The sequence below is a fragment of the Pelosinus sp. UFO1 genome (genome assembly GCF_000725345.1).
Lineage (GTDB): Bacteria > Bacillota > Negativicutes > DSM-13327 > DSM-13327 > Pelosinus.
On the sequence record NZ_CP008852.1, the window covers coordinates 44,201 to 69,025 of the forward strand.

Genomic DNA, 24,825 nt, shown 5'->3' on the forward strand with positions numbered 1-24,825 from the left:
ATGTTAGATTGTACACCAAAAGAGATAACAGAACGTAAAAGCGGCGGTATGATTAACCCCGCCAAAACTTGTCAACCAATTGGCGCCATGTATGCTGCTCTAGGGATTCATAAATGCTTGCCTCATAGTCATGGATCACAAGGGTGTTGCTCTTATCACCGTATGCATTTGACTCGTCATTTCCGTGATCCAGTTATGGCTTCCACTAGTTGCTTTACAGAAGGATCATCCGTCTTTGGCGGTGGTGCTAACTTAAAAGCATCAATACAAAACGTTTTTCACATCTATAAACCGGATGTTATGGCGATACACACCACTTGTTTAACAGAAACGATTGGTGATGATGTCTCCAGTATTATTAAAACAGCGGAAGTTGCTGAAGGTAAGCTTGTTATTCATGCTAATACGCCTAGTTACGTAGGGTCACATATTACGGGATTTTCCAATATGACAAAGGCTATGGTTAGCTATATCGCAGAAAGTACGTTGCCAGTAAAAAAAGAACAAGTTAATATTATTCCTGGTTTCGTCAATCCTGGAGATATGCGAGAAATTAAACGTTTAGTTAAAAGTATGGACATTGAATATATTATGTTTCCTGACACATCAGGGGTTGTCGATTCACCAATGACTGGAGAATTCGAGATGTATCCAGAAGGTGGTACTACGGTGGAACAAATAAAGGATACTGGGAATTCGCAACTCACCCTAGCTTTGGGTAGATTTGCTTCTAGTGACCCTGCGGATCTTTTAAACAAACAATGTAAGGTTCCAGCAGCCGTTTTGAAGACACCGATTGGTATTAAGGCTACAGATGCTTTATTAATGACCTTGCGAAATAGTTTTGCGCGGGAAATTCCTAAAGAACTAGAAATAGAGCGGGGCCAATTGGTTGATATTATGACGGATACTCATTTTCACTTTCATGGAAAAACCGTGGCGATCTTTGGTGATCCTGATATCGTTACCGGTATAACTGAGTTTGTATTAAGCTTAGGCATGATACCTGTCCATGTACTGACAGGTACTCCTGGGGGATCTTCTAATTCTGCAGCAGGAAGCTTTGAAGATGACATTAATGAAATGTTAACAACTGCAGGAATTACAGCGAATGTTAAAAGTGCTGGCGATTTGTTTACCTTGCATCAATGGATTAAAAATCAGCCTGTAGATTTATTAATTGGTAATACCTATGGCAAATATATTGCTCGGGCTGAAGATATTCCTTTTATGCGGGTAGGATTCCCAATTCTAGATAGAAGTGTCCATTCTTACTTGCCAATCGTTGGTTACCAAGGTGCTATGCGATTGATTGAAATGATCAGTAATACCCTCTTGGATAGAGCTGATCGTGATGCAAAAGATGAAGATTTCGAATTAGTAATGTAAGTAGTAGGCTATTTAAAGAAGATGTTCGATTATCGGGAAAAAACGTTGAAACACGAAGAACGCAAAGATGCACAAAGAACACGAAGGAATAGTATTCTTATATTCCATTCTTCCTAATCTTCGCGCCTTCGCGTTTCAAACGGTTTTTTCTCTATATTTACAAGAATAGCTAACTTTATCCATATTGCTTTTGGAGAGGATGTGAGATGTACTATGGCTGAAGATAATGCAGGAAGGATTGCAGAAAGAGATGGATTTATTGTTACAAAAGGCAAGAATAAGAAACAACTTCAATGTGATACAGATAGTTCTGCTGGGTGCGTAAGTCAAAGAGCTTGTGTGTATTGCGGAGCCAGAGTCGTGCTCAATCCAATTACGGATGCCATACATTTGGTACATGGGCCTATTGGCTGTGCTAGTTACACTTGGGATATTCGCGGCAGCCTAAGCAGCGGCGCTGAGCTATACCGCAATAGCTTTTCTACAGATTTAAAAGAGCAAGACATCATTTTTGGCGGGGCGAAAAGATTAAACGCAGCCATTGATGGATTAGTGGAAAAGTATCAAGCAAAATTAGTTTTTGTATATTCAACTTGTATTGTGGGTGTAATTGGTGATGATCTGGAAGCCATCTGTACAGCAGCCTCTCAAAAACATAATATCGAAGTAATACCTGTTGAGTCTAGCGGGTTTATTGGCAACAAATCTGCTGGCTATAGGGCAGCGGGAGATGCTCTGCTTCGCCTTATAAAACCTTCAGAACCGATAGTGAAGTCCAATAGTATCAACTATTTAGGCGATTTTAATCTAGCTGGCGAAGCTTGGATTATTCATAATTATTTGCGGCAGATTGGTGTAGAATTAAATGTTACTTTTACTGGGGATTCTCACTATACAGCTTTGAAGTCAGCTCCTAAAGCCAAACTAAACATAATACAATGTGCTGGCTCGATGTTATATCTTGCGGGAAAAATGGAAGAACTTTATCAAATTCCTTATATTCAAATCTCATTTTTGGGAATTGAAGATACAGCAGCCTCCTTACGAAAAATAGCGGCTACTTTAGGAGAGAAATCGATGATTGCTAAGGCGGAAGCCTTGATTGCCAAGGAAACTGCTAGAGTAGAAGCCATTATTAAAGGATATCGGGAAAAACTGCAAGGCAAAAAGGCTGCCATTTATGTAGGTGGAGGATTTAAAGCCATCTCTCTCGTTAAACAATTTAGGGAAATTGGGATTGATGTCGTTATGATTGGTACACAAACAGGCAGAAAAGAAGAATATGAAACCATTAACAATTTAGTGGATGATGGAACTGTTATTTTAGATGATGCAAACCCTGCCGAATTGGAACGATTCATGATGGAAAAGGGAGCTCATTTACTAGTAGGTGGTGTAAAAGAACGTCCACTGGCCTATAAGCTAGGGATTGCCTTTATTGATCATAATCATGACCGAAAACATCCTTTAAGCGGTTTTGAGGGTGCTGTCAACTTTGCAGAGGAAGTATACTCTACGGTTTGTTCTCCTGTATGGAAGAGTCTTTCAAAATCAGGCATTGACAGAGGGGTGACAAACCATGGCTGAAAAAGATAAAAATCATGTCCATTACCGAGATGTGAATGAAAATCCCTGTAATATGTGTATGCCCATGGGCGGAATTTTAGCCTTAAAGGGAATTGAAAAGTCCATGGTTATTGTTCATGGATCCCAAGGCTGTAGTACCTATATGCGTAGGCATATTGCGGAACATTTTAATGAGCCTGTTGATGTAGGATCTTCTTCTCTAAATGAAAAAGGCACAATCTATGGTGGGGAAAAGAATCTCAGACAAGCCTTAGATAATATTGTGAAAGTGTATCATCCCGCTCTGATTGGTATTGTAACAACCTGCTTGGCCGAGACCATTGGTGAAGACATTGAGAGAATTACAGGTCAATATCTGATCGATAAAGAAATGGAAGATTTCCCTATTGTTACGGCAGCAACGCCTGGTTATGGTGGGAGTCATTTTGAAGGCTATTTTCTAACCGTAAAAAGAGTTTTAATGCAGTTAACGGCAGCAACTAAAAAAAATAATAAAGTTAACGTGATTATTCCCAACATGAGTCCTGCTGATATTCGTGAAATCAAGCGTATCTTAGAATTGATGAAAATTGAATATGTATTATGCCCTGATTTTTCGGATACCTTAGATCGCCCTTTTTCTCGCCCTTACACCAAAATGAGTGACGGTGGTACAAAGCTAGTCGACATAAAAGAGATGGGTGGTGGCCTAGCTACCATTCAGATGGGAATTACACTGGATGATTCTATATCTCCAGGAAAATACCTAAAAGATGAATTTGGTGTTCCTTTATATAATTTGGCCATACCGATTGGTGTGGAAAGTACAGATGTTTTTATTAATACGTTAGTGGAAATAACCGGTAAGACGGTTCCTGAGAGTCTGCAAAAAGAACGTGGACGTTTGCTAGATGCGATGATTGATTCGCATAAATATAATTTTCAAGGAAGATGTGTTATTTTTGGTGAACCGGAGATGGTCTATGCGGTAACCAAAACTTGTGTTGAAAATGGAGTTTTCCCAGCAGTCGTGGCTACGGGTAGTCAAGGTGGCAAGCTAAATGAATTAGTTGGGCTAGCAGTGACCGATTTTCTAGAGAGAAGCAATTTATTTATTGAAACTGATTTTGCCCATATTTTAGCTGCTAGCCAGGATGCCAAAGTCAATATTGGGATTGGTCCTTCAGATGGTAAGTATCTTACAGAAAAAGGTGGAATTCCCTTAGTTAGATTGGGATTTCCCATTCATGACCGAGTGGGAGGGCAACGCATTTTGTCCGTAGGTTATACAGGTACTATGATGTTTCTGGACCGAGTAACCAATACACTACTGGAAAACAAATATAAATCATACAGGAGCTCCATGTATGAAAAATTTTATCAGTCATCATAAGTTTATGAACCACAAAGACACAATGCCACTATCGTGGCACACAAAGGAAATCTCAAACGTTCTATAGTGTCCTTTGTGCCTTTGTGGTTCAAAATTTAAAAAAACGATAATTTAAATACTACCCTGCAGTTGTTGGGGGAAATTGAGGTGAAGGGTATGGAAGAGAGCAAACATCCTTGTTATAGTGCTGATGCGCATCATAAATATGCCCGAATGCACTTACCAGTGGCGCCCCAGTGCAATATTAGCTGTAATTATTGTAATCGTAAATTTGATTGTGTAAACGAAAGTCGACCAGGGGTAACGAGTGAAGTGTTAACGCCAGAACTCGCAAGTCAAAAATTTTCCTGGGTTAAAGAAAATATTGAAAATCTTAGTGTTGTTGGAATTGCTGGACCAGGAGATGCCTTAGCTAACTGGGACGTTACGAGAAAATCCATCGAATTGATTCAGGAAAAGGGTGAAGATGTAATATTTTGCTTATCAACAAATGGCTTAATGTTACCAAGGTATGCTCAGGAACTGGTTGAGCTAGGCATAAAACATGTAACGGTTACTGTGAATTGTCTCGATCCTAACATTGGTGCTCAGCTTTATAAAGTCGTTAATTATGAAGGGAAAAGCTATACAGGGGTTCCTGCTGCTGAATTGATGATAAAAAATCAACTAGAAGGAATTACGTATCTGGTAGCCCATGGAGTACTGGTCAAAATTAATATTGTAATGGTAAAAGGGATTAATGATCAGCATATTCCTGAGGTTGTCAAAAAAATGAAAGAGTTAGGCGTTTTTATTACTAATATCATGCCATTGATTCCTGCTCCAGGAAGTGCATTTGAAACATTCCCTCAGACCAGTATGAAAGAGATTAATGAAATGAGAGATCTTTGTCAGCTGGAAATGCAGCAAATGAGACATTGTAAACAGTGCCGAGCGGATGCCATTGGTTTACTTGGTAATGATCGATCTAATGAATTTCGTATGACAAAGCCAAAAGTCGAAGATAAATCGCTAGAATCCAAGGAAGATGATAAAGCATATAAAATTGCTGTTACTTCTAAGCATGGTAAGTTAGTGGATCTACATTTTGGCCATGCAACGGAGTTTTTAATTTACCAAGGAAAGGGTAACGAGTTTACTTTGTTAGAGAGTCGTAAGGCAGAGCAATATTGTTCTGGAATTTCCGATTGTGACACAGATGAAGAGCGAAAGAGTGCAGCGATGCAAGCTGTTGCTGACTGTGATGCGGTACTAACCATGCGTATTGGTTACCATGGACAGAAAAGGTTATCAGAGCAAGGTGTTATGAGTGTTGAGTATTGTTACACCGTAGAAGATGGATTAGGGTATGCGTTAGAACAATTAAAAAAAGCAATATGAAAAAGAAAGGAAGGATATTATGAATAAGCCAAAGTTCCATATATTTGTATGTACAAGTTCTAGAATTAATGGACAACAAAAGGGGTACTGCCATGCCAAAGGCGGTGTAGATCTTGTTATGAAATTTACCGAAGAAATTGAAGAAAGAGGTTTAGGTGGAGAGGTATTTGTAAATAACACAGGCTGTTTTGGTGTTTGCGAGCAAGGACCAATTATTGTTGTATATCCTGGAGGCGTTTGGTATAAGGGCGTTACTATTGATGATGTAGAAACGATTATGGAAGAACACATTGAAGGTGGTAATGTTGTTAGCCGATTAGAAATCTAAAGGCGTATTGTGGAAAGGAGTGGTTGCAGTGGCAGAGCATATTGCAGTCTGTATGAATGATAATGGTGTAACCAGTTCTTTATATGATGCTAGCGCCATTGTCATTTACCAAAAAGAACTCGGTAATTGGGACATTCTTAGAGAGAAAAAGTTTTCTTTGGATAAGCAAGGCGGAATGGTTGGAATGCGGAGGCAAATGGCTGAGTTAATCCCCTTTTTAGAGCAATGTAAGGTTTTTGTTGGAGAGTCTGTTGTTGGTGTACCTTACTTTGAATTAGAAAAGATGCAATGTAGTATTTGGGAGTTTGAAGGAGAGCCATTGTCTTTTCTAGATTATGTTTTAGAACAGGAAGAGAGCAAGGCACAGGAAAATGCAGTTCAAGGCAGTAATGCTGTACCTGTTCCTGTAGAAAGGGAAAATGGAGTTTATTATATATCTATTAAAGAGATTCAAGAGAATAGTGGTGGAATAACCTCTAAACAAGTGCTATTGCCATTTTTGCGTCAGGGGAAATTTTATAGCTTAGAAGTCCTCTGTAATCATATTCCCCCTTGGCTTGAAGCAGAATTATCAGTTGGTAATTTAATTGGTCGGGTAGAGAAGCTGGCGCCGACAGAAACCCATGTTTATATTGGTAAAAGAGGCTGCGAGACATGATTTGGGTTGATCAAACCTTACAAGAGGGCTTAGCTAGGGGGTTAAATAGGGAAGATCTAAATCGGATACTATCGGGTTTACAGGAACTCTCCGTAGGAATTAGTGATGTTATAATAACGGACTGGGAACAAAAGGGCTTTTCAGAGCTTACTAGATTCGAGAAAGAGCGAATGCGAGGAATAACCAATGGTACCGTGGAAGAAGTGGAGCTCGCAAATGCCTTAGGTTTCAAAAGTATTATTATTTCTTGTGCTCCCCATCTGGGGCAAGGTTTAATCAGTCAGGTTTGTGCCGCTTTATTTGCAGCCCAAAAGATGGGGATGAAGGTAAGTCTTTGTATAGAAAATGCTTCTCAGTTTTCCCTAGAAGAAATCGGTTTTCTATGGCGAGATATTCCCATTGATGGGATAGAAACTTTTATTTATAGTGATAGGGATAGTCTTCTTGATCCTTTATCTACTGCTAGGATTATGGCCTTTTTACGTAAAAAAATTCCTGTTACCTTAGAATTTCATGGACATAATGCCTATGGATTGGCGAGTGCGAATGGATTGGCTGCTTTGCAAGCTGGTGTAAAAGACATTGCAGTAGCAGTGGCTGGCATAGGTTTACACGGGCATGCAGCCATAGAAGAACTTATAATGGCGCGAAAGAGTTTATTAGGCGAAGGGTCTGGGGTGAATTCGCAGTTGGCTCAGCTATGTTCACAGATGATATCCCTTATAGGACTTAACGTTCCAAGTAGTAAGTCTATTATCGGGCGGGATATTTTTGCACATGAATCGGGAATTCATGTAGATGGAGTAGTTAAAAATCCACAGTTGTATGAAGCTTTTTCTCCTGAGGAAGTAGGGTTAGAAAGACGTTTGGTAATTGGTAAACATTCCGGAACATCATCCATACAGGCTAAGTTTCGCCAATGGAATCAAATTCTGCCTGTAGCGGATGCACAAATTTTATTAAAGCAGGTGCGTGAATTGGCTGTGGCGGAAAAAAAAGAAGTGGATGATAATGCTTTATGGGAAATGTACCAGGCTATGATCTATAAACGCAGTAAGAAATTCTCCACGCTCGAGGTTAAGCACCAACGTTTTGTTGCAGGTGTTTAACCTCAATTTTTTATATACTAGAATCTATATAGAATGCATTAAAGAAATTGCGTCTTGCCATTTATAAATATTTAATTTAACGTATCTAGATGTTTTAATAGTATAAGGGAAAGGATAGATCAGTATGCAAAAGGTAAGAAGAGTAGAAATTGTGGATACCACTCTTAGGGATGGGGAACAGTCGCCGGGCATCGTTTTTTCAGCGCAGGATAAAGTGAAAATTGCTACTGCGTTAGATGAGGCGGGCATTTCATGGATTGAAGCTGGCGTTCCTGCCATGGGAGGCGACGAGCAAGAAGCTATGAAAATGGTATTAGCGGAGCCACTGAAAGCAAAGATAATTGCTTGGAATCGCGCCAGTAAAGAGGATATTTTAGCGTCCATTTCTTGTGGCTTTTCCTATTTGCATATTTCCGTTCCTGTTTCCGATTTGCATATAAAGCAGAAATTGAAAAAAGACAGAGAGTGGGTACTGGATCAATTAGAACAGTCCATCTTATTCGCGCAAAGTTTTGGTTGTACTGTTACTGTGGGAGCTGAGGATGCTTCAAGAGCTGACCGGGAATATTTTTTGCAAGTAGCAGACGTAGCGGCAAGGCTGGGGGCAATCCACATTCGTTATGCAGATACGGTAGGTTGCCTTAACCCTTTGATTACCCACACTATTTTCCAAGAGCTAATTCCACGCTGTCCTTTGCCCGTTGAAGTACACATGCATAATGATTTTGGATTAGCGAGTGCCAATACTATAGTCGCGTTGCATGCTGGAGCAGCTTTAGCCAGCACAACCGTTGCTGGTATTGGGGAACGGGCAGGTAATGCAGCTTTAGACGAGGTTGTTACAGCCTTGCAAGTTATGTACGGTATAAGCACTCCTATTGATAAAGACGCCTTTTCAGGTCTTAATAGCTTAGTAATGCAGGCCAGTGATAGAACCACTTTTCCTTATAAGCCGATTACTGGTAGTGCATTCGCCTAAAGCCTAATATATCGGTCTTAGTATCTGGAAAAAGTCTACTGTATTAACCTATTTATAGGATAATATCTTAAACTCCAAGAGGAGCTTGCGTGAGCAAGTTTTTCTTGGAGTTTTATTTGCAGGAATTTATGAATTTAGTATGGAATTTAGAAAAAGTGCATTTCAATAGGGTTGTTGGAAAGCATAGTAATTAAGACACCTAAAATAAGGACCGTAGGCCAAGTATTGAAAAAAAGAATACATTGTTAGATGTGTCGATAAAATAGATTGAGGTGAAATATGGATGTTATAGATTTTTCTTTACGTTTGAGTGCGGCTTTAGTTTTTGGTGCAGCCATTGGTTTTGAACGTCAAAGGCGGCAGCGTATGGCAGGGATTCGAACCAATGCCTTGGTTTGTGTAGGAGCTGCTATGTTCGTGATGCTGGGTTTATTAACACCAAATGAGGCCAGTCCTACTAGAATTGCAGCCCAAGTAGTCACTGGCATTGGTTTTTTGGGGGCTGGTGTTATTATGCGGGATGGCCTCAATGTTCGAGGCATGAACACAGCGGCAACCATGTGGTGTGTAGCAGCAGTAGGTACTCTTACTGGGATGGGGTTTATTCTGCATGCAGGGGTTGGAATGATAGTGATCTTAATTGCTAACGTTTTACTAAGGCCGTTAGCACGTATCATCAACGACAAGCCTATGCTTATGGAAGATACAGAAATACGCTATTTTTTCCGTGCAGTATGTCGTGCAGAAGGAGAAGTTCATGTGCGGAATTTATTGTTACATATTGCGCATGAGGAACCTGTAATGCTGAGAGCAATTCATAGTGAAGATTTGGAAAACTCAGAGATGGTAGAAGTCGTGGCACAATTTGTTGCCAATAAGCGTACAGACAAATCTATGGAGCAAATTGTAAGTCGTTTGAGTATAGAGTCTTCTGTCAATGCAGTTAGTTGGCGGATTATGGATAATATTGATAATGATGCGGATTGACCTCCTAGGAAAAAAGGGAGCAGTAGTGTGAGTGTATTAAATTTATTTGAAATTATTGGAACGGTGGCTTTTGCAGCAGCAGGGGCCTTGATTGGAATTGAAAAGAAACTTGATGTTTTTGGTGTATTTATGTTGGCGCTGACAACTGCGGTAGGTGGAGGTATTGTGAGGGATATGCTTATCGGTGTCACACCACCAACTGCCTTCGTATTTCCCCTATTTACAATCATAAGCTTGATTACAGCGATTGTGGTTTGTGTCGGATATCAATGGATTAGTAAATTCAATAATATTATATTAATTTGTGATGCAGTAGGCCTAGGAGCTTTTACGGCAGCGGGGGCCAATTTGTCAATTACCTATGAATATCATCGATTATTTATTACTGTTACCATGGCTGTATTAAGTGGTGTAGGTGGCGGTGTAATCCGTGATGTGTTTGTACGGGATATTCCCTTTATTTTTCAAAAGGAAGTTTATGCAGTGGCCTCCATAGCCGGTGCCATATGTTTTTTCTATGCCAAGCCTTCTATGCAAGGTAATGGTGCCATGTATTTGTGCTTTTTAGTTACGGTATGCATTCGCATGATTTGTATGAGATATGATATTCATTTGCCGGTTATTGGAACAAAATCAAGTGAAAATTAAAAGAATATGGGAGAGGCGAGATGGAAAATAAAAAAATTAGAGATTTTCAATCGGGCGATTTGGTGCAAAGTTACTTTTTAGTGAAGGCCGCTGAATATAAAACTACAAGCAATCAAAAAAACTATCTTGATTTGACATTGGTAGATCAGACAGGTGAAATCAATGCTAAACTTTGGGATTATAGTCTAGAAACCGAGCCCCAATACGTCTCTAGTATGTTAGTTCGGGTACGAGGCACTATTTCCGAATGGCAGAATCGGTTGCAACTTAAGGTCGATAGAATACGAATGGCTACTGAGGAAGATAACCTTGACGTTGGTGATTTTGTACCAGTAGCTCCTTATAGTCCAGAAGTAATGTTTGCTGAAATTGAAGAATATATAGGTATGATTAAGAATACGGATATATATCAGATCGTTAGTACCTTAGTGGCTAATAATAAAGAAAAGCTATTATTATATCCAGCAGCTAAGCAAAATCATCATGCGATTCGTTCAGGCCTTTTGTATCATATTACCACTATGCTGAAAATGGGGAAAAAAGTTAGTGAAGTATATATAGGTCTTAACCGGGATCTTTTATTTGCGGGGATCATTCTGCATGATATTGCGAAAACAGCCGAGATGAATGCAAGCGAGCTTGGCATTGTCTCTGAATATACCGTGGAAGGTGAGCTCCTTGGACATATAATTCAAGGAATAAAAATGATTGAAAAGGCGGCTATTGAGCTGGGGGTAGACCAAGAGGTCTCCTTATTGTTACAACATATGATATTGTCTCATCACTATGAGCCAGAATTTGGTAGTCCTAAACGACCGATGATTCCAGAAGCCGAAATTCTGCATTATCTCGACATGATGGATGCTAGAATGTATGATATGAAGCGAGCCTTAGAAAAGGTGGAAGATAAGCAATTCTCCGATAAAATATGGCTGCTAAATAATCGGAAATTATATAAATCAGCTATAAAGTACAATGGAGAAAATGTAGAATGATAATTCCATTTTCGAGTAAGAAAAATAGTGATACTAGAAATGGGAAGGCTCTTTAGAGAGCGCTTCCCATTTTGTTTAAAAATAACATCAAAGAGAGGAAATACAGAAATATGAATGCACAATCACATTTTAATAGTGGAGTTGAAGCCGCACATAAAGGCGATGCATTGCAAGCGATAGAATTTTTTCGGCAAGCAATCTTGCTGAAGTCAGATTACGCTGAAGCATATAATGCGATTGGTGCGTTACTAATAAATATGAATAATCTAAATCAAGCAGAATTTTATCTTCAACGTGCTATAGAGTGTAAGGAGAACTATTATGAGGCGCTTTATAATTTAGGAACATTATTTAATAAGACAGGCCTTCTATATGAAGCGGAAATTTGCCTGCGTGAAGCGATAAACCTAGATTCAAATTTTCCAGAAGCACATTTCCGACTTGGAATGGTTCTTAAACAGTTGGAACGTCTAGAAGAAGCAGAGACTCATCTATGTAAGGCTATTGAGCTAAGACCTAATTTTAAAGAAGCCGATTTCGCTTTGGGAATATTATACTTACTTCAGGGTCAGTATGAGAAAGGTTGGAAACGTTATGAATTGCGTCGCCAAATATTTGACTCTTTTGATCCTGGACTAAGGCATTGGAAAATAGAAGATCTAATAGGAGAAAAAGTTGTATTATTTCATGAGCAAGGTTTTGGTGATACGATACATTTTTCAAGATATGTTAAAGAAATTGCAAAAGTAGCTGCTGAAGTAATTTTGTTAGTTCCTAAACAATTAGAAAGAATAATGTCCAGCTCGCTAAAAAATATTACAATTCATTCGGATGAAAAAATGGTAGGAGAATATAAATTTTCCTATCCATTACCTACGCTGCCTTTTTTATTTAATACCACTTTACATACAATTCCCAAATCCATTCCATACATAAAGGTAAACAATGACGTTATAGAAAAGTGGCGTAATATTGTAGAAAAAGAAATAAACGTAAATAATTATAAAGTTGGTGTAGTTTGGGCTGGAAATCCTAATCATAAAAATGATCGAAACCGATCAATTCCTTTTTCTACGTTTAAACCGATTTTTTCTATTAAGGCGGTAAATTGGATAAGCCTACAGATAGATGATAGAGTTAATGAGTTACAAACAATTTCGGATGAAGTACTCGACTTTCATGAATATATAAATGATTTTTCAGAAACCGCAGGACTTATTGAGAATATTAATCTTGTTATAACCGTAGACACGGCAGTTGCGCATTTAGCGGGGGCGATGGGAAAAGAAACGTGGCTTCTTTTGCCAATGGATCCTGATTGGCGTTGGCAAATCCAGAGGCAAGATAGTCCTTGGTATCCAACTATACGTATTTTTCGCCAACTTCATATTGGTGATTGGCAAGAAGTTTTGGCTAGAGTAACAGTTGCTTTGGAAGCTAAACTTAAAAAGTAACAATAAATTACAAAAAAACAAAGGCAATTCCAATAATAAACATCGATATAAAAAATAGACCAACTATATAAAGGGGGAAAAGTTAATGTCTATTTCGTCTATCAGTTCTAATGATGCATATTGGGAATTACTAGCCAAAAGAGCAAGTGCAAAAGCAAGTGCAACAACATCCACCACCACAACAGCAACGGATGATAGTACTTCTTCGACAAAAAAAACGAGTAGTACTGACACACAAGACAGCTTTGCAGAATTAATGTCTATGCTGTCAGCAATGTCAGCCACGTATGCTGGAAACACGCAAACCGATACTAGTGGGGAGTCCAGCTCTGATTCTGATCTCAGAAGTTTTCTAGAAAAGGTAAAATCGGGAACTGTTACCACAGAAGATCTAACAAATATGCAAGCTTCTCTTACTAATAGTACTACAGGGCCTACTGGTACAAATAATGATTTTGATACTAAACTTACAGCGTTTCTTGATAAAGTGAAAGATGGGACCGTTACTACAGACGATTTAACAAATATGCAAGCTCTTCTTGCCAGTGGACCTACAGCACCTAGTCAAGGTACTTCCTCAGGCGATGATTTTGATTCTAGCCTTACAGCCTTTTTAGATAAAGTGAAAGATGGGACCGTTACTACAGACGATCTAACAAGTATGCAAGCTCTTCTTGCCAGCGGCCCCACAGTTTCTAGCCAGAGTACTAGCACAAGTAATGATTTTGATTCTAGTCTTACAGCCTTTTTAGAAAAAGTGAAAGATGGCACCGTAACGACAGACGATTTGACAAGCCTACAAGCTCTTCTTGCCAATGGCGCGAAACCACCTAGCCAAGATAGTCAAGACTTTTCTCAACAATTACTTGAACTAGCTGCAAATTCCTACGAAAAGGATTATCAATCAGTTGATAGCGCAACCGCTTCTTGGAAAGTTTAAATAAGTAAGAAATTATTATTTAAACATGCCATAGATATATCGTCTCTGGCAAGAAAAGGGAGGTCTAATTATGTCGATAGCAATTAGCGGCAGTACCCAAACCAGTCAATCTAGTTCTGATAGTAATGTATCTGCATTGCAGAAGCAGTTAAAAAGTCTTACGAGTCAAATACAAGAATTGCAAACCGAAGATGCAACCAAAAATGCAAAGCAAATTGAGTTGCTTGAACAGCAAATGCAACAAATTGAAATGCAAATTCAACAAGCACAACAAAAATCCCAATCTCAATCGCAAAATTCTAATAAAAATCAAAATAGTTCAACAAAGTCAGAGATTGGACCTGCCTATGAAGTGAGCCTTACTCAAACTAGCAATCAAACGGCTCTTAACAGTGAAGAAGCGTCAGAAACAGATGATGCTACTAAATCATAAACATAAGTGATTCCACTCAATGTAGCGAAGTTAAATAATTAAAAAACAGGGAACGGTCTTCAAACCGTTCCCTGTTTTCTCTTACGGAATCAGAAAGTATAACACTTCCTTGATTCCAAGTAAGAACGACTAAGGCTTCTACCTGCGTCTGAGGACTTGGCCTAAGCCAAGTCTTTTCTTATAATTTTAATTTAGTTTTAATTCTTTCCACCGCTTCTATGGTAGCCTCTTTGTTACCAAAAGCAGTTAAGCGGAAGTAACCTTCCCCTGCAGGGCCAAAACCTGTTCCAGGAGTACCGACAATGTGGACTTCATGAAGCAGTTTGTCAAAGAAAGACCATGAATCCATACCTTTTGGTGTCTTTAACCAAATATAAGGAGCATTTACACCACCAAAGGTTTCCAGTCCAATGCTATCGAGGCCTTCTTTAATGATTCTTGCATTGTCCATGTAATAGCTGACAATGCCTTTGATTTCAGCTTGGCCTTCAGGAGAATAAACGGCTTCTGCGCCTTTTTGGATGATATAAGGTACGCCATTAAACTTTGTAGTTTGTCTACGATTCCACAATTTATTCAGAGGGTGTGGTTCTCCTTTGGAGGTGAGGCCCATAACTGTTTTAGGAACAACAGTAAAGGCGCAGCGAGTACCAGTAAAACCAGCAGTTTTAGAAAAAGATCTAAATTCAATCGCAACGTCTTTTGCGCCTTCGATTTCATAAATGCTATGAGGAAGTTCTGGATCTTGAATATAGGCTTCATAAGCAGCATCAAATAAGATGATGGAGTTATTTGCTTTGGCGTAATCCACCCATTTTTTTAACTCACCTCTAGAAAGAGTAGTTCCTGTTGGATTGTTAGGAACACATAGATAAATAAGATCTACCTTTTCTTTCGGTAATTCAGGGATGAATTTGTTTTCCGCATTACAAGGTAAATAAGTAACATTTTCAAAGACTCCGTTTGAAATAGTGCCTGTTCGGCCAGCCATTACATTAGTGTCTAGATATACAGGATATACGGGATCCGTAATAGCGACTTTATTATGTACACCGAAAATTTCTTGAATATTACCTACATCACTTTTTGAACCGTCACTAACGAAAACTTCATCTTCATCTAAGGTAATACCTCTAGGAATATAATCTGTTTCTATAATTTTCTTAATTAGAAAATTATAACCTTGCTCTGGACCATAACCTCTAAAGGTTTCAGCATTTGCCATTTCGTCGACTGCCTTATGTAAGCTCTCAATGACAGTAGGTGTTAAAGGTTTTGTAACATCACCGATTCCTAAGCGAATAATGTTTGCTTCAGGATTTTCTGCTTTAAATTGAGTTACCCTTTTCGCTATTTCGGCAAATAAATAGCTGCCTGGGAGTTTTAAGTAGTTTTCATTTAATAATGCCATATGTGTGATAAGCTCCTTTCAAATACGATAAGTAAGGACTAAAAACGCGAGTTCTTAGTTTTTTACGTAGACTATTTTAATTATACAATGTAGGTTGACATTCCTGCATATACGGAGTAGATATTACAGAAATACAGCTAATTTTTAGTATAGATTGTATAGAATAAAAATATACACTGATAAACAGTGTATATTTTTAGCCTTCACGAAGAATTCAAACTTTATCGTTTTACTCTGGGAGGAAATTAATGACGGCCTGCCTGCTCTCTAAGACGAGCTACCCGTTCTTTTGTGGTTGGATGGGTGCTGAATAAGCTCATAGCCCAATTTCCTGCCCCGCTTAAGGGATTAATGATAAATAAGTGGGAAGTGGATGGTGTAGAGGAGGGCAGCACTTGATGTTTCGCATAATAATCGATTTTTTCTAAGGCGCTGGCCAGAGCCAAGGGATTATTTGAGATTTTTCCGCCAGCTTGGTCAGCGAGGTATTCTCTTGAACGGGAAATTCCTAATTGAATTAGGGTTGCCGCTAGAGGGGCTAAAATAATGGTAAACAGAGTACCAATAATACCACCATTATCCTCCTCATCATTACGACCCATACCAAACATAGCAGACCACTGAGCCATATGAGCAATCCAGGTAATGACACCAGCAATAGAGGCAACAATTGTACTAATAAGTGTATCGCGGTTTTTAATATGGGCTAGTTCGTGGGCAACGACTCCTGATAATTCGTCATAGGTTAAGGTTTTCATGATCCCTGTAGTAACCGCTACTACACCATATTGGGGACTGCGACCAGTAGCAAAAGCATTTGGTACATCGGTATCAATAACATAAACTCGAGGCATGGGAAGATTTGCTCTGTGGGCAAGATTTGCGACCATCTTAAATAGATCAGGTCCTTGCTCCGGGGTAATTTCTCGTGCATTGTACATTGACAGCACGATTTTATCGCTAAACCAGTAACTACCAAGATTCATGGCAAGGGAAACTAAGAGCATAACCCCAACTCCAGATCTACCACCGAATAGGCCGCCGATTGCCATTAATATACCTGTTAATGCAGCTAATAACAAGGTTGTCTTTAGATTATTCATTGAAAAAACCTCCTTTAATTGAATCACGTAGGCTAGGTAATATAAACAGACCCTACCTCATATTATGGAACATGAGGCAAGGTCTGGCTTGCAATAATTTATTGCCAGCATCGCCGGGATAATCCGTATTGACGACATATGCTGTACAGCTACTCCCCTTGCAGGGATACATATTCTATTTGAATATATAGTAGCATGAGAAGGGTTGAAGGTCAATCTTTATTATTAACAAAGTGAATTGTCAAATTGATAATTTCTGGACGATTTCCAATGCGAATGGGGGGGCCCCATGTGCCTACTCCACAGGATACAATAACTTGTAAATTTTCTTTAGATAAATAGCCCCAATCTAATTCATACAGCTTTTTAGTAATTAAATTGTTAGGGAATAGTTGCCCTAAGTGAGTATGACCTGATAGTTGTAGATCAACACCTTGATTAACCGCATCTTCTAGACTGGTAGGTTGATGATCGAGTAAGAGAATCGGTAAACTGTGATCAATGCCCATCATAACAGAAGCCAAATCTTGCCGCTTAATTCCTGTATAACGTTGTTTAGATACATCATCTCGGCCCACTACGTAAAAGCTATTTGCAACAATGGCCCACTGGTCCCGAAGTATATGGACGTTACCTTGTTCCATATATTGAATAACACGATCGGGCTGTTTGTCAAAATATTCATGGTTACCGAGTATCGCATAAGTGCCAAGCTTGGGATGAAGCCTGCTAAAATTCTCGATCATATTTTGATCTGGGAGAACATCTACTTGATTGTCAATGATGTCGCCAGCAATAAGAACAATATCGGGCTCAAGTTGGTTAATGCGGTTCACTATTTTTGTTAAACGTCGATTATCAATAATTTTTCCTAAATGAATGTCAGAGACCATGACAACTTGTAAAGTTTCTAGGGAACCTGTAGTTTTTGGAATCGTAATTTCGTAATTCATCGTTACCGGGTGGCGGGCATTCCAAGTTCCATAAAGGATTAGACCTGTCGTCAGCCAAAATATAACGGTAGCTACGAAAAAAGGATGTTGTGTTGCCCTCTTGGGCAAAAAAGGTTTATATTTATGTAAGACACGTAGTAGATCAATGAAAAGGGTAGCTATCAATAAATAGTAGATCATACCTAGCCAAAAAGAGCCAGCGTAGGTGAGGTTATCACCAAGGGTAGAAGGAGAAAGAGTTTGTATTAAACTTCCTAGTGGATAAGATAATGCACAGATGCCAAAAATTAAGAGATAAAATAGGCGAAAAATAGGTGAAGATCTAGTAGAGAAAGTTTGCCATCCGCGTATGCCAATATAAAAATTGACGGCACTGTATAGTATCAGTATGATAATAAGTATAGTAGGTAAATGAATATTCATAGTAGCTTGTTCGCTCCTTAGTATATATTGTTATACTGTGCAACCTTTATTATAACAAAAAATTGAGCTATCAGTAGTTTTTTTTACGGAATCAGAAAGTATAACACTTCCTTGATTCCAAGTAAGAACGACTAAGGCTTCCGCTTGCGTCCAAGGCCTTGGCACAAGCCAAGTCTTTCCTATGGTATCAGAACTTATAAGTTTCTAGTAAAAAAGATTGAACCACAAAGACACAATGCCGCTATCGCGGCACACAAAGAAGATGGGAATGAAATGGATAGAACCCCTTTGTGACCTTTGTGTCTTTGTGGTTCAAAAAGGACGCGTAGCGTTTTTCTTATGAAGCGAGAGTTAGCAATCATAACATATAATTTGAAAAATGCTGAAATATAAGGAGATCATGGATGTATGGAAGATAAAAAGAGTATCCCACCCTTTGGTATAGTGGATGAGGAGAAAATGATTGGTTTTTGCCAAGAATTAATCCAAATTCCTAGTTATACTGGACAAGAACAGGAAGTAGCGGATTATATCGTAGAGAGAATGCTTACATTAGGGTATGACCGTGCCTGGGTAGATGGAGTTGGAAATGTAATTGGTGAAATCCGCGGCGAAAAATCAGGTCCTAAGTTGCTATATGATGGGCATATCGATACCATACCTGTAAGTGGGAGTGAAGAGTGGATAAACGAGCCCTTCGAAGGGATAGTAGAAGAGGGGTATCTTTATGGTAGGGGTGCTGTGAGTAAAGGGGCCTTAGCGGCTATGGTTTACGGGTTGGCACCTTTGGCTCAGCATAAGGCACAGTTAGCCGGTTCGGTGTTTGTTTCAGGTACCGTTGGGAAAGAGCAATTTGAAGGCCTAGCATTTCGCCAAGTTATGCAGGTGATTAAACCCGATTATGTCATCATCGGCGAGGCTTCAGGACTAAACATTTGTCATGGACAACGGGGGCGGGCCCAAATCATTGCCATGACTTCAGGAAAGGCAGCTCATTCAGCAATTGCTTCGGCAGGTAAAAATGCCGGATATAAGATGTTATCACTAGTGCAAGAAATGTTAAAACAGGCTACCTTTTCCAAAGAGTCTTTAGGGCAAGGTAGCCTAGAATTAATTCATATAGCTTCCGCCCCTTCTCCAAGTAGTTCCACAGTACCTCATAAATGCTGGGCAACATTTGATCGGTATATAGTACAAGGAGAGACGGAAGAGGCAATTTTAGAACCTTTTCATAAAGTTATTGAATTTTTACGAGCTGAGGATGTTGGATTTGAAGCCGAAGTAGGTATTGTAGAAGCTGGTATTGAATGTTACACTGGGCAATACCTGACGGGAAAACGCTTTTTTCCTGCATGGATGATACCTTCTGAACATGAATTAGTAAGTCGCTCACTAGCGGCGTTAACCAGGGCTGGTTTATCTCCTAAACTTTCCTGCTATCAGATTTCTACCAATGGTAGTTATTCAGCGGGTATGGCGAAGGTGCCGACGATTGGTTTTGGTCCGGGGTGTCAAGAAGATATGCATATTGCTGACGAGAAGCTGGAATTAGCCCAGTTAAGTGCAGCAGCGAAAGGGTATCAGATTATTTCCTATCCGTTTTTGTTTAGTGAATAAAAAAGACGAGTGGTCTTTTTTACGGAATCAGAATTTATAAGTTTCTAGTTAAAAAGGTTGAACCACAAAGACACAATGCCGCTATCGCGGCACACAAAGTAGATGGGAATGAAATGGATAGAACCCCTTTGTGACCTTTGTGTCTTTGTGATTCAAAAAGGACGCGTAGCATTTTTCTTATCTTGCGTGTTAAGACTACTAATTATTAAAGGAAAATTGCTTTTTTTATAGAATATTTATTCATAAGGATAGTTTAGAAGATAGAGGTGTGGGAATGAATATGACGGAGAATAAAACGGACGAATTAGATTATCTAAAAGACATACCTGTGTTTTTAAATTTACCAGAGGAACAATTGCGAATTATTCACAATCATACAGTTGAACGGCGTTTCGGTAAAGGTAATATTATCTTCTTAGAAGGTGATTCTGGGGAAGGATTTCATTACGTAAAAAGTGGCAAAGTAAAAGTGCTAAGAACCTCAGATGATGGTCGGGAGCATATTATCAAAATTTTAGGTGCAGGTGAAATTTTTGCGGAAGTCTTGATGTTTAATAATCAGCCCTATCCAGCAACAGCAGTAGCAGTAGAACCTTCTTGTGTTGGAATGATTCGTAATGTGGATTTGGAGCAGCTTGTCCTTAAAAATAATGTATTAGCCTTGCAGCTAATTAAAGCATTAAGCCAACGCTTAATTTATGCCCAGCAGAAAATCAAAAATCTAGCGTTGCATGATGTTATGTCACGTACTGTAGAGGTATTATTGCGATTAAGTCAGGAACAAGGTCATAAATTAGAAAGTGGTGTTATTGAGATTGATCTTGACTTATCAAGGCAGGATTTAGCGAGTTTGGTAGGTACAACAAGAGAAACCGTTACAAGAACGCTAAGCTCCTTAAAAAAAGATAAAATCATTGATTTCGATGGTCATAAGGTTAGAATTCTTGATGTAGCCTATTTAACGAAATTATTATCTTTATCCTAAAGAGAGTATAAAAAGATCCTGGATGAAATTCATCCAGGATCTTTTTGCGGAATCAGAAAGTATAACACTTTCTTGATTCCAAGTAAGAACGACTAAGGCTTCTGCCTGCGTCTGAGGACTTGGCCTAAGCCAAGTCTTTCTTATGTTAACCAAGAATGGCTTTTAAGTCCTCATCAGGGGTTGTGATGAGTTGTAGACCAAAGGATTCATTCAATACTTTGAATACGTTTGGAGAGATGAAAGCAGGTGGTGTAGGGCCAATGCGAATATTTTTGACTCCTAAGTGAAGTAACGTTAAGAGAATAGCCACTGCTTTTTGTTCATACCAAGATAAGACAAAAGAAAGAGGTAAATCATTAACGCCGCAGTTAAAGGCCTTAGCTAAGGCTACCGCTACTTGGATACCAGAAAACGCATTATTACATTGTCCTAAATCCAGTAGACGAGGGATACCATCGATATCACCAAAGTCAATGTTATTAAAGCGATATTTACCGCAAGCAACTGTAAGGATTACGCAATCTTTCGGAACTTTTTGGGCAATTTCAGTGTAGTAATTGCGGCCAGTTTTTGCGCCATCGCAACCGCCGATCAAGAAGAAACGTTTAATTTTTCCCGCTTTAACAGCATCCACGATTTTATCAGCCAAGCTAAGAATTACATTGTGATGGAAACCAGTAGCAATTGTATAATCGCCAGCAGTTTCAGTTAATGCTGGTAGTGCTTTTGCATGAGCAATGATTTCAGAGAAATCACGATCAAGAATTTGTTTGCCACCTTGTAAACCGGTAATGTTACGCATATAAATGCGGTCACCATAAGTACAGTTTTCAGTTAGAGGCATTACACAGTTTGTTGTTACCAAAATAGCACCAGAGAAATTTTCAAACTCTGTGCGCTGATTTTGCCATGCAGTACCAAAATTACCTACTAAGTGTTTATATTTTCTAAGTTCAGGATAGGAATGAGCAGGTAACATTTCTCCATGAGTATAAACATTAATGCCTGTTCCTTCTGTTTGTTTCAATAATTCTTCAAGATCTAATAGATCATGTCCAGTGATGACAATACCGTGACCTGCTTTAGTACCCGTAAATACTTGTGCAGGTGCTGGTGAACCATAACGGGCAACATGAGCATTATCTAAAACTTCCATAATTCTAAGATTCATTTCACCACATTTTAACACCATTTCAATATGGCGCTCTAAGCTAAAGTTAACGTTAGTTAGAGTGAAGAATAAAGCATCATGCATAAAAGCGTCAACTTGTTCATCTCTAGCGCCTAGTTCCCGAGCGTGGTGAGCATAAGCGGAAATTCCTTTTAAACCAAAAACAAGGGTATCTTGGAGACTGGCAATATCCTCGTTTTTACCACAGACTCCTACTTTGGTACAGCCTGTACCACCTGCAGTTTGCTCACATTGACGACAGAACATACTCATATTTAAATCCCCCTTACATTCTTTTTATTACATAACTTATTATAGCGTTATAGAAGAAGAATGAATGTGATGTATGTCACAATTTGCTAAAATATAAGAAAAGACTTGGCTTCGGCCAAGTCCTAAGACGCAGGCAGAAGCCTTAGTCGTTCTTACTTGGAATCAAGAAAGTGTTCTACTTTCTGATTCCGTAAAAAAATGAACGGAAGTAAACGTGCTGGCGAAATATTATCGAGATGTAACAAAAACATCGATTTCGTCACCGTTTTTAACAAGAGAAGTATATTCTGTAGGTTGTTTATTTAAATGAATTTTTACAGTACTGCCAGGAGGTAAGGTTTTCGTATCAAAATCCGCGGCAAGTAGAACATCAGTAACCATAGGATGTTCTTGGTCAGTACATGAAAAATTAATGATACTGTTATTGTGAGCAGTATCCGTTGCTTGTGCCGGTTTGTCATTCATTATAATAGTAAAGCGCCGTAAGGGAACGCTACAGTTGGTTTTATTAAATAAGACGGTAATAAAATTTTCCTCATAGTTATCTAATCCTAACAATTCCTCAACTGTAGGTTCAGAAAGTACGCCAGTAAGAATAATATCATCTTTATTTACGGAGCTAGTACTCTGGGCAGAGACTCCGTTAATGCTATATTTGGGCCACACATTGTATTCGCGTTCGCTGCCGTTAATAATATAACGATAAGGGGTTATTTCTACTACATTGTCCGTGACCGTCAATACCTGCTCTAGAGTTGTTGGTAAGCGATAGGTAACATGATCCCGATCAGCTAAAAGAGTGTCTAGTTCAGCTGGAATGCCATTTACGGTAATGATAGGATGTATATCGTAAAGCTCTTCGTTAATAGAAACTGTATAAGGCGGTAAAACGTTAACTACATCGCGAAGACAAAGGGTCGGAACTGTTCCAGAGGTACCTTTTGTTATTTTGATAGTATCATTTTCTTTGATTTGTTCAGATAGGCCGGTTTTAGTATCATTTAGTTCAATAAGACTGGGTGTACCATGGGTCCCAGGGAAAAAGTGGGTTTCCTCGTTAATTGTGATAGTGATACCTAGTCCAGGTCGACCATGCAAACTTCGTATATCTATTCCAGCAGCAAGTAGTGCATCGGCGATGGTCAGTTGCCCAAGATTGAAAAGATGGAGAGGTTGCTCATTTAATGTAACATTTATAAAATTGAGGGTGCGACTGGCAGAAAGTCTCAAAATACCAAGAGGAGTAACTGCGTCGGGCGTGCAAAGGTCATCTGGGATTTGGCTAATTCCTTCTATTGCATCAGGACGGCGAACGGCAACTCGAGGAGCTGGAATGTCAAGGGATTGGGCCAAGGCTTCTGCTAACATAGGAGTCAGGGAACCACCACCAATTAAAAGTACGGCTTGTGGTGGCGTGACATTAAGCATCAAAATTTCTTTAGCAATAGCCTGAGATAATTCGGCGACATGGCGCTCAATACGTTGAGTGATCTCCTTGGTAGGTACTTCTTGTACCAAACCTAATACGTCATTGAAACGGATAGTTTGATTTTCGGGATCATTTAGTTGGCGTTTAACTTTTTCAGCTACATTGAAATCTAGCAAATATTGCTGGGAAATAGCTTCGGTGATTTCATCACCAGCGCAGGGGACCATACCATAGCCAGTAATTGAACCATCCTTGGTGAGAGCTACATCAGAAGTACCTGCACCTATATCAACTAATGCTAAGTTTAGATGGCGCATAGTTTGGGGAATGAGTACGTTAATGGCTGCAATCGGTTCTAATGTTAAGGTAGCCATTTCTAAATTTACAATTTTAAGAGCCGATTGTAGGGAATCAATAACTTGTCTAGGGAGAAAAGTGGCAATTAGCTCAATCGTAGCTATTTTTCCTCGTTGTCCCACTAAGGTCTTTAAAGGTGTATTGTCAAGAGTATAACTGACAACACTATAACCAACACAATAGTAAGAGGTAGGATCTGTAATTGTATTAGAAGTAGCTAGCTTGTGCTGCGCTGATTGAATGGCGGCTAATTCTAAAGAATGTTCATCGCTAGCAGTTAGAATACCACGTTCGCCTGCATCAATTTCAGCGTTAGATTTAATTGTACATAGGGCCCGTCCAGCTGCTGCTACCGATACTTTTCGTAAGGGGCCACAGGAGGCTTCCAATTTAGCTTTTACTTGTGCGATAATGTTTGCTACTTCCGGAACGTCGTGAATTTGGCCATCCATCATAGCCCTTGTATGATGTTCTAGGCGTTCAGAGGCTATAATACGAATGCTATTATCTACTTTTTCGCCGACTAGGCCGACGACACTACGTGTTCCAATATCTAATGCAAATAGTAGATCTTTTTCCATGCTGTGCTCCTTTTGTCTTACTTGTTTTATATTAAAAACTTATAATGTAAATTAACAAAATTCTTTGAAGAATTTATCGTACAATTAATAGTACTTTCGCGGTTTTTGGCAAATTTCCTTTTTGAATGAAATAATTGCTCTGCAAAGGACAAACAGAAAAAATTTGTGTATTTATAGCGAATTTTTTGATAAAATGTAACATAAGTATAAGAAAGAAACTTAAAAATATACTGGGTTGATGGCTTATGTAGTAGGCAAAAGTC

The 24,825-nt window shown here is 39.0% G+C and carries 21 protein-coding genes; 16 read left to right on the forward strand and 5 right to left on the reverse strand.

What is annotated here, in order from left to right; genetic code table 11:
* The 14 genes from nifK to UFO1_RS00260 all read left to right on the forward strand — a co-directional run bounded on the left by nifK (window position 1) and on the right by UFO1_RS00260 (window position 14,259).
* Window positions 1-1,389: a nitrogenase molybdenum-iron protein subunit beta gene (gene nifK / locus UFO1_RS00195; protein WP_038666362.1), complete on the forward strand. Its 1,389-nt coding sequence runs from the start codon at window positions 1-3 to the stop codon at window positions 1,387-1,389.
* Between the two features lie 213 nt (window positions 1,390-1,602).
* On the forward strand, window positions 1,603-2,976 hold the full coding sequence (nifE, locus tag UFO1_RS00200; RefSeq protein WP_038666365.1) for a nitrogenase iron-molybdenum cofactor biosynthesis protein NifE: 1,374 nt from the start codon (window positions 1,603-1,605) through the stop codon (window positions 2,974-2,976).
* Window positions 2,969-4,348, forward strand: coding sequence for a nitrogenase component 1 (locus tag UFO1_RS00205; protein WP_038666368.1), 1,380 nt, complete (start codon window positions 2,969-2,971; stop codon window positions 4,346-4,348). The genes nifE and UFO1_RS00205 overlap by 8 nt, the downstream gene beginning before the upstream one ends.
* A gap of 156 nt (window positions 4,349-4,504) precedes the next feature.
* Window positions 4,505-5,728: a nitrogenase cofactor biosynthesis protein NifB gene (gene nifB / locus UFO1_RS00210; RefSeq protein ID WP_038674760.1), complete on the forward strand. Its 1,224-nt coding sequence runs from the start codon at window positions 4,505-4,507 to the stop codon at window positions 5,726-5,728.
* 19 nt (window positions 5,729-5,747) lie between these two features.
* On the forward strand, window positions 5,748-6,056 hold the full coding sequence (locus tag UFO1_RS00215) for a 2Fe-2S ferredoxin (RefSeq protein WP_038666370.1): 309 nt from the start codon (window positions 5,748-5,750) through the stop codon (window positions 6,054-6,056).
* Window positions 6,057-6,084: 28 nt separating this feature from the next.
* Window positions 6,085-6,714: a Fe-only nitrogenase accessory AnfO family protein gene (locus UFO1_RS00220; protein WP_038666372.1), complete on the forward strand. Its 630-nt coding sequence runs from the start codon at window positions 6,085-6,087 to the stop codon at window positions 6,712-6,714.
* Window positions 6,711-7,823 carry a pyruvate carboxyltransferase gene (locus tag UFO1_RS00225; RefSeq protein ID WP_051788760.1) on the forward strand — a complete coding sequence of 371 codons (1,113 nt, stop codon included), beginning with the start codon at window positions 6,711-6,713 and terminating at the stop codon, window positions 7,821-7,823. Before UFO1_RS00220 ends, UFO1_RS00225 begins: the two co-directional genes overlap by 4 nt.
* A gap of 124 nt (window positions 7,824-7,947) precedes the next feature.
* The gene (locus tag UFO1_RS00230; protein ID WP_038666374.1) at window positions 7,948-8,802 is read left to right on the forward strand and encodes a homocitrate synthase; all 855 of its coding nucleotides are present in this window, start codon (window positions 7,948-7,950) and stop codon (window positions 8,800-8,802) included.
* 279 nt (window positions 8,803-9,081) lie between these two features.
* Entirely contained in the window at window positions 9,082-9,789 is a 708-nt protein-coding gene (locus tag UFO1_RS00235; RefSeq protein WP_038666377.1) for an MgtC/SapB family protein, read from the forward strand.
* Between the two features lie 27 nt (window positions 9,790-9,816).
* Complete coding sequence (locus UFO1_RS00240) at window positions 9,817-10,437, forward strand: trimeric intracellular cation channel family protein (protein WP_038666380.1); 621 nt, start codon at window positions 9,817-9,819, stop codon at window positions 10,435-10,437.
* Between the two features lie 20 nt (window positions 10,438-10,457).
* Window positions 10,458-11,432, forward strand: a complete 975-nt coding sequence (locus UFO1_RS00245; protein ID WP_038666383.1) for a 3'-5' exoribonuclease YhaM family protein — start codon at window positions 10,458-10,460, stop codon at window positions 11,430-11,432.
* A gap of 110 nt (window positions 11,433-11,542) precedes the next feature.
* The gene (locus UFO1_RS00250) at window positions 11,543-12,886 is read left to right on the forward strand and encodes a tetratricopeptide repeat protein (protein WP_038666387.1); all 1,344 of its coding nucleotides are present in this window, start codon (window positions 11,543-11,545) and stop codon (window positions 12,884-12,886) included.
* A gap of 85 nt (window positions 12,887-12,971) precedes the next feature.
* Window positions 12,972-13,826: a hypothetical protein gene (locus UFO1_RS00255; RefSeq protein WP_038666390.1), complete on the forward strand. Its 855-nt coding sequence runs from the start codon at window positions 12,972-12,974 to the stop codon at window positions 13,824-13,826.
* Between the two features lie 70 nt (window positions 13,827-13,896).
* Complete coding sequence (locus UFO1_RS00260) at window positions 13,897-14,259, forward strand: FlxA-like family protein (RefSeq protein WP_038666393.1); 363 nt, start codon at window positions 13,897-13,899, stop codon at window positions 14,257-14,259.
* A 178-nt stretch (window positions 14,260-14,437) separates the two neighbouring features.
* Here the strand turns inward: UFO1_RS00260 and UFO1_RS00265 are convergent, their stop codons facing one another.
* From UFO1_RS00265 to UFO1_RS00275, 3 genes are all read right to left on the reverse strand, one after another.
* Complete coding sequence (locus tag UFO1_RS00265) at window positions 14,438-15,670, reverse strand: LL-diaminopimelate aminotransferase (protein WP_038666396.1); 1,233 nt, start codon at window positions 15,668-15,670, stop codon at window positions 14,438-14,440.
* Between the two features lie 245 nt (window positions 15,671-15,915).
* Window positions 15,916-16,773, reverse strand: a complete 858-nt coding sequence (locus UFO1_RS00270; protein WP_038666399.1) for a zinc metalloprotease HtpX — start codon at window positions 16,771-16,773, stop codon at window positions 15,916-15,918.
* Between the two features lie 212 nt (window positions 16,774-16,985).
* A complete protein-coding gene (locus UFO1_RS00275; RefSeq protein WP_038666402.1) occupies window positions 16,986-18,149 on the reverse strand; it encodes a metallophosphoesterase in 1,164 nt (387 codons plus the stop codon).
* A gap of 408 nt (window positions 18,150-18,557) precedes the next feature.
* Here UFO1_RS00275 and UFO1_RS00280 point away from each other — a divergent pair, with 408 nt between their 5' ends.
* Both UFO1_RS00280 and UFO1_RS00285 read left to right on the forward strand, forming a co-directional pair.
* Window positions 18,558-19,766: a YgeY family selenium metabolism-linked hydrolase gene (locus UFO1_RS00280; RefSeq protein WP_038666405.1), complete on the forward strand. Its 1,209-nt coding sequence runs from the start codon at window positions 18,558-18,560 to the stop codon at window positions 19,764-19,766.
* 274 nt (window positions 19,767-20,040) lie between these two features.
* A complete protein-coding gene (locus UFO1_RS00285) occupies window positions 20,041-20,751 on the forward strand; it encodes a Crp/Fnr family transcriptional regulator (RefSeq protein WP_038666408.1) in 711 nt (236 codons plus the stop codon).
* A 145-nt stretch (window positions 20,752-20,896) separates the two neighbouring features.
* On the opposite strand, the gene hcp is transcribed toward UFO1_RS00285, so the two are convergent.
* A complete protein-coding gene (hcp, locus tag UFO1_RS00290; RefSeq protein WP_084159760.1) occupies window positions 20,897-22,195 on the reverse strand; it encodes a hydroxylamine reductase in 1,299 nt (432 codons plus the stop codon).
* A 228-nt stretch (window positions 22,196-22,423) separates the two neighbouring features.
* Window positions 22,424-24,562: a cell division protein FtsA gene (locus UFO1_RS00295; protein ID WP_038666411.1), complete on the reverse strand. Its 2,139-nt coding sequence runs from the start codon at window positions 24,560-24,562 to the stop codon at window positions 22,424-22,426.
* Window positions 24,563-24,825: the final 263 nt, after the last annotated feature.